This is a genomic window from Actinoallomurus vinaceus, assembly GCF_039542055.1.
Lineage (GTDB): Bacteria > Actinomycetota > Actinomycetes > Streptosporangiales > Streptosporangiaceae > Actinoallomurus > Actinoallomurus vinaceus.
The window spans coordinates 67907-76857 of the sequence record NZ_BAABHK010000031.1; the positions used below are offsets into that span (position 1 = coordinate 67907).

General features: G+C 70.2%; 11 protein-coding genes. 4 read left to right on the forward strand and 7 right to left on the reverse strand.

The window, feature by feature from the left end; genetic code table 11:
- Positions 1–18: 18 nt before the first annotated feature.
- Positions 19–450, forward strand: a complete 432-nt coding sequence (locus tag ABEA24_RS51685) for a DoxX family protein (RefSeq protein ID WP_345443916.1) — start codon at positions 19–21, stop codon at positions 448–450.
- Positions 451–856: 406 nt separating this feature from the next.
- On the opposite strand, the gene ABEA24_RS51690 is transcribed toward ABEA24_RS51685, so the two are convergent.
- Complete coding sequence (locus tag ABEA24_RS51690) at positions 857–1591, reverse strand: chitinase (protein WP_345443918.1); 735 nt, start codon at positions 1589–1591, stop codon at positions 857–859.
- A gap of 271 nt (positions 1592–1862) precedes the next feature.
- On the reverse strand, positions 1863–2186 hold the full coding sequence (locus tag ABEA24_RS51695; RefSeq protein ID WP_345443921.1) for a cupin domain-containing protein: 324 nt from the start codon (positions 2184–2186) through the stop codon (positions 1863–1865).
- 113 nt (positions 2187–2299) lie between these two features.
- On the opposite strand from ABEA24_RS51695, the gene ABEA24_RS51700 reads away from it, so the two are divergent.
- A complete protein-coding gene (locus ABEA24_RS51700) occupies positions 2300–2782 on the forward strand; it encodes a MarR family winged helix-turn-helix transcriptional regulator (RefSeq protein WP_345443981.1) in 483 nt (160 codons plus the stop codon).
- On the opposite strand, the gene ABEA24_RS51705 is transcribed toward ABEA24_RS51700, so the two are convergent.
- Positions 2769–2981 carry a hypothetical protein gene (locus ABEA24_RS51705; RefSeq protein ID WP_345443924.1) on the reverse strand — a complete coding sequence of 71 codons (213 nt, stop codon included), beginning with the start codon at positions 2979–2981 and terminating at the stop codon, positions 2769–2771. The two genes, ABEA24_RS51700 and ABEA24_RS51705, sit on opposite strands and share 14 nt — an antisense overlap.
- A gap of 130 nt (positions 2982–3111) precedes the next feature.
- Positions 3112–3747 carry an acetamidase/formamidase family protein gene (locus ABEA24_RS51710; RefSeq protein ID WP_345443927.1) on the reverse strand — a complete coding sequence of 212 codons (636 nt, stop codon included), beginning with the start codon at positions 3745–3747 and terminating at the stop codon, positions 3112–3114.
- Between the two features lie 387 nt (positions 3748–4134).
- Between ABEA24_RS51710 and ABEA24_RS51715 the strand changes: the two genes are divergently transcribed.
- Positions 4135–4767: an HNH endonuclease family protein gene (locus ABEA24_RS51715; protein ID WP_345443930.1), complete on the forward strand. Its 633-nt coding sequence runs from the start codon at positions 4135–4137 to the stop codon at positions 4765–4767.
- Between the two features lie 47 nt (positions 4768–4814).
- Here ABEA24_RS51715 and ABEA24_RS51720 read toward each other — a convergent pair whose 3' ends face one another.
- From ABEA24_RS51720 to ABEA24_RS51730, 3 genes are all read right to left on the reverse strand, one after another.
- Positions 4815–5912 (reverse strand): D-alanine--D-alanine ligase family protein, encoded by a 1098-nt coding sequence (locus tag ABEA24_RS51720; protein WP_345443933.1) that lies wholly within the window; start codon positions 5910–5912, stop codon positions 4815–4817.
- A gap of 104 nt (positions 5913–6016) precedes the next feature.
- Positions 6017–7021 carry an NAD(P)H-dependent glycerol-3-phosphate dehydrogenase gene (locus tag ABEA24_RS51725; protein WP_345443936.1) on the reverse strand — a complete coding sequence of 335 codons (1005 nt, stop codon included), beginning with the start codon at positions 7019–7021 and terminating at the stop codon, positions 6017–6019.
- Positions 7018–8037, reverse strand: coding sequence for a lysophospholipid acyltransferase family protein (locus ABEA24_RS51730; RefSeq protein WP_345443938.1), 1020 nt, complete (start codon positions 8035–8037; stop codon positions 7018–7020). The genes ABEA24_RS51725 and ABEA24_RS51730 overlap by 4 nt, the downstream gene beginning before the upstream one ends.
- Positions 8038–8117: 80 nt before the next feature.
- Here ABEA24_RS51730 and cofC point away from each other — a divergent pair, with 80 nt between their 5' ends.
- Complete coding sequence (cofC, locus tag ABEA24_RS51735; protein WP_345443941.1) at positions 8118–8786, forward strand: 2-phospho-L-lactate guanylyltransferase; 669 nt, start codon at positions 8118–8120, stop codon at positions 8784–8786.
- Positions 8787–8951 lie beyond the last annotated feature (165 nt).

Here is an 8951-nt window from a genome sequence, read left to right on the forward strand (position 1 = left end):
CGAGAAGAGGACGTCGGCATGGACACGACGAGCGACCGACCGGTCATCGCCGACCGGCACGGATCCCCGCACTCTCGACCGATCGGCTACTGGACGGCCACCGTCCTGGTGGCGGGTGAGATGGGTGTGGGCGGCATCTGGGACATCGCGCGCATCTCATACGTCCGCGATGTCGTGACGCACCTTGGTTACCCGTCCTATTTCCTGGTGCTGCTGGGCACCTGGAAGGTGCTGGGCGCGGTCGCCCTGATCGTTCCGCGCCGCCCGTTGCTCAAGGAATGGGCCTACGCGGGCGCCTTCTTCACCTACAGCGGAGCCATCGCCTCCCACCTGACGACGGGTTACGCCCGCGGCGAGCTGGCGCCGCTCACCGTTTTCACCGCGCTGACCGTTCTGTCGTGGGTGCTGCGTCCGCCGAGCCGCCGCATGCGTCGCTCCCCTGAGCTCTGATACCCGGGCCCCCAGGCCAATGGCCCGTCGCCCTCTCCGCGGAGCTTTCTGAACCGGAGTCCCGGCTCTCCCTAACGAGAACGCTCACGATTCCTGGTTCCGCAGTCTCATTCGAGTGGCCGCTGATTAGGTCCTGGGACTCTGTTCGCGGGATTGGTAGCACTTCAAGTTGATCCGCACTGTCCCGCATAGAGGAATACCGGGTGCGTTCAACCCCAAGACCGCGTTGACCGTCGGCTGGATCTGCTTCGTCAATCACTGAGCCTGCCGCGTACCGGAAACGCCGGGGGAACGGGAGACGAGTCGCTCCCCCGGCATCGGTGCCTCCCGTCATCGCGCCCTGCGCGCGAAGCACCGCTCGCGCTCGCGGTCGCCCGCAGCGGTCGGTCATGCGGAATCGCGGCGATCAGCAGGTGAGATTTGCGCCCGGGTCGACACCGAGGATCGCGGCGAAGCTCCGGTAGAGGCTGACGCGGTGCTGCATCTGCTCAACGTTCTTGCCGTTGCATTCGAGCGCGCCGTTGATGCTGCGGATCGTTTCACCGAACCCGCGCTGGTTCACCATCGCGTCGTGCGGCGTGGCGGTGCCCGCGCCGCGCTGCGTGTTCCAGAACCAGAGCGCCGTCTTCCACGAGACCGCCGCGTCGCGCTCCACCAGCCACGGGTTGTGCAGCAGGTCGATTCGCAGGGCGTCGCCGGCCGCCTTGTAGTTGAAGTTCCAGCTCAGCTGCAGAGGGCCACGGCCGTAGTACGCGGCCTGGCCGGCCGGGCAACCGTACGGCCGGCTCCGATCGCAGTAGTGCGGGTAGTTGGCGGTGTTCTGCTCTACGACGTGGACCAGGCCACCGGTCTCGTGTGAGACGTTGGCCAGGAAGGCCGCTGTTTCCCGTTTCTCGACCGTGTCGCCGCCGGTGTTGGCGAAGCCGGGGAAGGCGCTCATCGCCGAGACCAGCCCGTTGTAGGTGTAGAAGCCGTTCCGCCTCGGGAACATCTGGTCGAAATTGCCCTGGCTGACCACGAATTTTCCGGCCTTCGCGGCCGCCGATTCCGGGGCGGCCCAGGCGGTGGGAATTGTGCGGGCGGCGCAGACCGCACCCACCACCACGATTGCGGTCGAAACAGCGAAAACTCGTCTGATCAACACACTTTCTCCTCGCGAAAGAGCGGGCCGAGTGACCCGAGAACTCGTCCGCTCCGCCATACCCCACCCGCCCGGTCTTCACGGTGCGGCCACAGTATTATTGCGAAGGCATGGTCGCGCCGTAGGGAATTCCCCGTCTCACACCGACGACACTGCACTGGTGGACACTTCCGTTGACGAGCCGGTGCGAACAATCCCCCATGGAATCGTCGCCCTTTTTGTGAGGAGAGTTGTCACACGTAAACGTGGCATCGGCGTCCTCATGTGCCGGTCAGGCGATCCAGGGGGGTGTGACCTTGTTGCCGGTGTCGCCGGGGGTCCAGGCGTGAGCGTCGGCGGGAGCCGTGACGATGGCGGTGTAGCCCTGAGGGCCGGCGGTGAGCTGGCGGGTGGCGTGGGCGGGCAGGACGGCCGTGTCGCCGGGGCCCGCAGTGGAGGTTTCGCCGTCGAGTTCGATGGTCGCCTCCCCTTCGAGGAAGGTCCAGATCTGTTCGACGTCGAAGGTGTGGACGGGCCCCTTCACGCCGGGGTTGCCCTCGGTGCGCCAGATAGAGGATCGCGCACCGCCCAGGGTCGGCGAGGCGAGGGTGGTCATGACCCCGGTCGGGGTCTCAGATCGACGACTTTCGGCATGACGGACGAGCGTCACGGTTCACATCCCTAGTATAGACAAGGTCGTTGTCTATATGGTTAACGAGGTTGTCCATCGTGTCAAGCGATCCGCAGGGCTTCGAACTGCCGCTGCGGCTGCTGCTGGGGTTTCGGGTGCTCATCGACGAGCTGCACGAGGAGCTCGCCCGGCAGGGCCATCCGCAGATGCGGCCCATGCACGGGTTCGTCTTCCAGGCCATCATGCGGGCCGGCGGCCGGTACGGGACCACGGCCGCCGACCTGGGCCGGGCGCTGGGCGTCTCCAAGCAAGCGGCGGGCAAGACCATCGACATGCTGGAGGGTCTCGGCTACCTGCGGCCCGGGCACGATCCCGACGATGCGCGCCGTAAGACCTACACGCTGACCCCGCACGCCTACGACGCGCTCGAGCGGTCGGAGCAGATCTTCGAGGACCTGCGCGACCAGTGGGCCGAGACCATCGGCGAGGACCGGCTGCGGGCCATGGTGGAGGACCTGCGCAAGGTCACGCCATCCGACGTGTTCCGCCTCGATACCCCGCAGTGGTTCAACGCACCGTAACGAGCCCTTTGAACGGCACCAGTCCGGTCCCCCGGCCGGGGCTCTCCCCGACCACGACCGAGCGGGCTTGGTGATCCTCGGGGCCGCTCTGGTGTGGGTCAGCGGCCAGGATGACTCGTGTGGTGCCGCGCTTCGGCAGCGCGCGTACGATCTCCGCGTGGCCGTGGTAGGCCGCGAGCACCTGCGGGGAGTCGCTCAAGATGCCGCGCACAGGAAACGCCGGGGGGAGCGGGAGACGAGTCGCTCCCCCCGGCGTCGGTGCCTCCTGACGGTATCCGAACGCTATCCGCTAGACACCACCTCCTCCTTCGCGCCGAGCGCGCGAGGCTTCATGCGACGTCGGCGGTCAGACCCGCGACCGTCGCGTCGAGAGAGCTGGTCGTGAGGGGCATCAGCACCGGTTCGGTCACCCGGAACCGTTCGACGCCCCGTTTGGTCAGATGCACCCGAAGGTCGATCCAGCCGTCCGCGGTGCGGCAGCGGCCCCGTTCGGGGAAGTGCAGGTCCCCGACGGAGATCCGGGCTCCCATGACGTGCACCGGCAGCAGGATCTGTGCCCGCGGCGTGAGGGCCCGGCAGGAGGCCCTGGTCCGCTCGGCGTACGCGGCGACGCGGGCGTGCTCGGCCGTGGCCGGTGCGATGCGGCCGAGGACCGCTCCGGCCGAATCGCCGGCGGGATCCCGCAGCATCGCGTGCGACGGGGCGAGACCGAGGATGCCCGGGTGCGCGCCGGTCGCGGAGCGGCCGTCCGTACGGCCGATCCCGAGGACCTCGATCATGAGGAGGTCGCCGGGCTCCGCGCCGACCACTCCGACCGGGCCGCACAGCAGCTCGCCGCCCTCGCACTCCATTCGTACGGAGCCGCCCGCGATCAGTTCGGCGACGGGCGGGATCTCCGGGTGCCAGCGATTGTGACCGGGCACGTAGCGGACGGTCGGGACCGGGGCGGCGGGCGTGAACAGCATCGTTTCGGTCCCTTCGATCGCTGGCTTCGGAACACCTCAATCCTGCACTCGCGGCTGTTTCGGTGTGGTTTCACGCCTCTTAAACCGCCGTCAACGGACGTTCACCGGGGTCGGTCCCCCGCCCCTGCGACGGGGTGAACGCCCGGCGGCCGGACGCCGTACGAGGCCGGGGACGGCGCTGAACATTCCCGCGGCGAGGTCGGCGGCGTCCGGCCGTCCTGGCAGGTGATGGGTTGTCATGGGCGATTTGACACGAATCTCGGGTCACTTAACGGTCATACCTCGACATTTCGCCGCTCGTGACTCTCGGCAACCCTCCGTGTGTCCCCTGCTCCGCACGTGACCAGTCCCCCGCCTGGCCGGAGCGGCGGACAGAAGGAGACGCCCGTGAAGCGAGCCCTCGCCTCCGTCACCGGTGTGCTCGCGCTCCTCGTCGCGTTGACGACATTCACCACCGGGACTGCGTACGCCACCCCGCCCAACATCCCCTCCGCGAGTACCGCGGCCTCCCGGCTGGCCACGCTCACCGTCGCCGCCGAGAGCCATCAGTCGACCTACGACCGTTCGCTGTTCCCGCACTGGATCACCATCAGCGGGACCTGCAACACCCGCGAGGAGGTGCTCAAGCGGGACGGCACGAACGTCGTGACCGACTCCAGCTGCGCGGCCACCTCCGGCAGCTGGTACAGCCCCTACGACGGGGCGACGTGGACCGCTTCGTCGGACGTCGACATCGACCACATGGTCCCGCTGGCCGAGGCCTGGCGCTCCGGCGCGTGGGCGTGGACGACCGCGCAGCGCCAGACGTACGCGAACGACCTGGGCGGACCCGAGCTGTGGGCCGTCACCGACAACGTCAACCAGGCCAAGGGCGACCAGGACCCCACCACCTGGAAGCCGTCGCTGACGTCGTTCTGGTGCACCTACGCGCGCGCCTGGATCCAGGTCAAGTGGTACTACGGCCTGACCCTCCAGAGCGCGGAGAAGACCGCGCTGACCAACATGCTGAACACCTGCTGAGGCCGCGGCGTACGGCCCCGGGGATCGCCCCGGGGCCGTCGCCGTGACTAGCGGAGGCCCAGGCGGCGGGCCAGGGCCGTGCGGATCCAGCGGTCCACCAGGCCCGGGTAGTCGAGCCCCGTCGCCGCCCACATCTTCGGGAACGCCGAGGCGGGCGTGCAGCCCGGCATCGTGTTGATCTCGTTGAGGATCAGCCTGCCGTCAGGGGTGTAGAAGAAGTCCACCCGGGCGAGCCCCTCGCAGCTCAGCGCGTCGAACGCCTGGACCGACAGCCTGCGGACCTCTTCGATCACGGCGGCCGGGAGCTCCGGCGGGATGTCGAGGGCCAGGCCGTCGTCGAGGTACTTGGCCTCGAAGTCGTAGTAGTCGTGGCCGGAGCCGACCCGCACCTCCGCGGGCAGGCTCGCCTCGGCCGGCTCGTCGTCGAGCCCCTGGAGCACGCCGCACTCGATCTCGCGCCCCGGCACGGCGGCCTCGACGATCACCTTGGGGTCGTGCTCGCGCGCGGCCTCCACCGCGGCCTCGAGCTCGTCCTCGGAGTCCACCTTCGAGATCCCCATGCTGGACCCGGCGCGGGCCGGCTTGACGAACACCGGCCAGCCGAGCTCCTTGATCTCGTCGACGACCTGCTTGCGCTCACGCCGCCACTGCCGGTCCTTGACGACGACGTACGGGCCGACGGGCAGGCCGCAGCCGCGCCAGATCGCCTTCATGTACTCCTTGTCCATGCTGGCGGCGCTGGCGAACACCCCTGCCCCGACATAGCGGACCCCGGCGAGCTCGAGAAGGCCCTGGATCGTGCCATCCTCGCCGTACGGGCCGTGGAGCAGCGGCAGCACCACGTCGACCTCGCCGAGCGTGCGCGGCACCTGGCCCGGCTCCACGACGACCAGACCCCGGCTCTCCGGGTCGAACGGCAGCGCCAGCGGCAGCCCGTCCTCGGCCACCTCCGGCAGCCGGCCGTCCTCGATGGCGAGCCGCTGCCCGGACGCGAGGACCCAGCGGCCGTCGCGCGCGATGCCGATCGGGATGACCTCGTAACGATCCTGGTCGATTGCGGCCATCACGCTGCCCGCGGTGAGACACGAGATCGCATGCTCCGAACTGCGCCCGCCGAAGACGACGGCGACCCGGATCCTGCTCATCGACCCACCTCTTCTCACCTGCACCGACAGTTGGGTCCACCGACCTTACCGGCATTCGCCCCATGACGTTGATCCCCGTTTCAGGGGAAAGAGGAGCCCTCGGGTCAGACCCCGTACCGTTCGGGCTTCGGAGTACGCGACATCAGCAGCCGGCCGGCGTCCTTCGGGCTCAGCCCGCCGTGCATGACCGCGACGATGCCCTCGGTGATCGGCATCTCCACGCCGCGGCGCCGCGCCAGCTCGAGGATCGCGTCGCAGGACTTGACGCCCTCGGCCGTCTGCCTGGTCACCTTGACGACCTCCTCCAGGCTCATGCCGCGCCCGAGGTTCTCGCCGAAGGTGCGGTTCCGCGACAGCGGCGAACTGCACGTCGCGACCAGGTCGCCCATGCCCGCCAGCCCCGCGAACGTGTGCTGGTCCGCGCCGAGCGCCGACCCCAGCCGGGCGATCTCCGCCAGGCCACGCGTCATCAGCAGCGCCCGTACGTTGTCGCCCATGCCCATGCCGGCCGCGATGCCGACCGCCAGGGCGATGACGTTCTTGACCGCACCGCCGAGCTCGCAGCCGATGACGTCGTGGTTCGTGTACGCACGGAAGTAGGGGGTCATGCAGGCGAGCTGCAGCTTCTGCGCGGTCGGCTCGTCGACGCACGCCACCGCGGCGGCGGACGGCTCCTCAAGGGCGATCTCGCGGGCGAGATTCGGGCCCGTCACGACCGCCACGCGCTCCTCCGGCACGTCCGCCACCTCGCGGACGACCTCGCTCATCCGCTTGCAGGTGCCCAGCTCGATGCCCTTCATGAGGCTCACCAGCACCGCGTCGCCGGGAATCAGCGGCCGCCACTCCGCCAGCCCCGAGCGCAGCGTCTGGGCGGGGACGGCCAGCATGACGTACGCCGCGCCGTCCAGGGCCTCGGCCACCTCGGTGGTGGCCCTCAGCCGGTCGGGGAGGCGTACGTCCGGAAGGTAGTCGGGGTTCTCCCGCCGTTCGTTGATCGCCTCGACCAGCTCGGCGCGGCGCCCCCACACCGTGACGTCACCGCCCGCGTCGGCCAGCACCTTGGCGAAGACGGTGCCCCATGATCCTGCTCCGAGTACCGCGATCTTCAAGAGGCCTTGGCCTCCTTGCCCGTGTCGCTTCCCTCGGCCGCGACCGCACCACTCGCCGCAGCCCCGGCCGTACCGTCCGGCTCAACGTCCGCCGCACGACTCGTCTCAACGTCAGCCGCCCCGCCAGGCTCCGCCGTACGGGCCTGCTCGGCGCCAGCCGACTCACTCGCCTCCGCCTCAACCGTACGGGCCCGCTCAGCGACGGCTGCCTCGCTCGCCTCCGCCTCAGCAGCGCCGCTCGCCTTCGCCTCCGCCGTACCGTCCGGCTCGGCCTCGGCCTCGGCCGTGTCGCTCTTCTCGGCGGCGCGGCGGGCGCGGGTGGCCTCCCGGTGGTCGTACAGCTTTTCCGGCGCGGGCTCGCCGCGCAGCTGGCCGAGCAGGTCGGCGATGGCCCGCATGATGTCGGCGGTCGCGGCGTTCAGCGTCGCCGCGTCGAGGGGCCGGCCCTCGTACTTCGACAGGTCGACCGGCGGCCCGGCGATGACGTGCATGGTCTTGCGCGGGAACGGCCGGAACTTCTTCGTGCCGTACGGCCACAGGATGTGCGCGCCCCAGTGCGCGAGGGGGATCACCGGGACGCCGGTGGTGAGGGCCATCCGCGCGGCGCCGGTCTTGCCGGCCATCGGCCACAGGTCCGGGTCGCGGGTGCAGGTGCCCTCCGGGTAGAAGATCAGGCACTCGCCCGCGCGCAGGCCCTTCTCGGCGTCGCGGAGGGCCAGCGCCGCGTCGGACCGCTCGCGGTACACCGGGATCTGCCCGGTCCGGCGGATGATCCGCCCGATCACCGGGGTCTTGAACACCGAGCTCTTGGCGAGGTAGACGGGGAAGCGACCGGCCTTGTAGATGAAGTGGGCGAGAGCGAGCGGGTCGGACCACGACAGGTGGTTGGCGGCAATGATCACTCCGCCCTTCCGCGGGATGTTGTCCTGCCCCTTCCAGTCCCGCTTCAACAGCGAGAACAGCAAGGGGCGCAGGATCCCCACAACGATCGCGCGCCAGACGGGCGACTGATCCATGCCCTCCTCCTCACTTCATCCCGGTCGCGCCGGGGGTGTCGTCAAGTGTCGCGGTTGCTTCCGCGTAGTGTCGACCCACGATGTCCGATACCCATCGCCTCACGTGGACGCTCGTCGTGCCGGTCAAGCCGCTCGCCCGCGCGAAGTCACGGCTGTCCGGCCCCGCGGGCCCGCATCGCGAACGGCTCGCGCTGGCCATCGCGACCGACACCGTATCCGCCGCGCTGCGCTGCCCACGGGTGCGGGGGGTCGTGGTGGTCACCGACGACCCGGTCGCCGCCCCCGAACTGGCGGCGCTCGGCGCCCACATCGTGCCCGACGAGCCGGACGCCGGGCTGAACCCGGCCCTCGTTCACGGCGTCGAGCGGGCGCGGTCGCTGGCCCCGGACGGGGGCGTCGGCGCGATGTCGGCCGACCTGCCGGCCCTGCGGCCCGCCGAGCTGGATCGGGTGCTGGAGGCCGCCGAGGGGGCCCCGAACGCGTTCCTGCCGGATGTCGCGGGCGCCGGCACGACGCTGTACACGGCACGGCCCGGGGCGGCGTTCGCCCCCGCCTTCGGGACGGACTCCCGTTCCCGGCACCGGGAGCTCGGCGCGCGTGAACTGCTGCTGGACGACGTCCTCAGCGTGCGCCAGGACGTCGACACGATCGACGACCTGCGGGCCGCGGTGGTGCTCGGCGTCGGGCCGCGGACGGCGTCCGTGGCCCCGCTGCTGCCGGTGCCCTGCCGGTCCGCACAGGGCGACTGACCCGCCGTACGGCCTAGAGACCGAGGACCGAAGGCGGCTCGGCGTCGGGCCGCGGACGGCGTCCCGTGCCCCCGCTGCTGCCGGTGCCCTGCCGGTCGGCCCCGGGCGACTGACCCGCCGTACGGCCCAAGGCGTGTCCGGTGGATCTTGTTTCGTGGCGAGCGG

Excerpts from the sequence above, each read along its gene's own strand:
- ABEA24_RS51685 (WP_345443916.1), top strand. The coding sequence starts at position 19 with ATGGACACGACGAGCGACCGACCGGTCATCGCCGACCGGCACGGATCC.
- ABEA24_RS51695 (WP_345443921.1), bottom strand. The coding sequence starts at position 2,186 with ATGACCACCCTCGCCTCGCCGACCCTGGGCGGTGCGCGATCCTCTATC.
- ABEA24_RS51710 (WP_345443927.1), bottom strand. The coding sequence starts at position 3,747 with ATGCTGTTCACGCCCGCCGCCCCGGTCCCGACCGTCCGCTACGTGCCC.
- ABEA24_RS51720 (WP_345443933.1), bottom strand. The coding sequence starts at position 5,912 with ATGAGCAGGATCCGGGTCGCCGTCGTCTTCGGCGGGCGCAGTTCGGAG.
- ABEA24_RS51730 (WP_345443938.1), bottom strand. The coding sequence starts at position 8,037 with ATGGATCAGTCGCCCGTCTGGCGCGCGATCGTTGTGGGGATCCTGCGC.
- cofC (WP_345443941.1), top strand. The coding sequence starts at position 8,118 with ATGTCCGATACCCATCGCCTCACGTGGACGCTCGTCGTGCCGGTCAAG.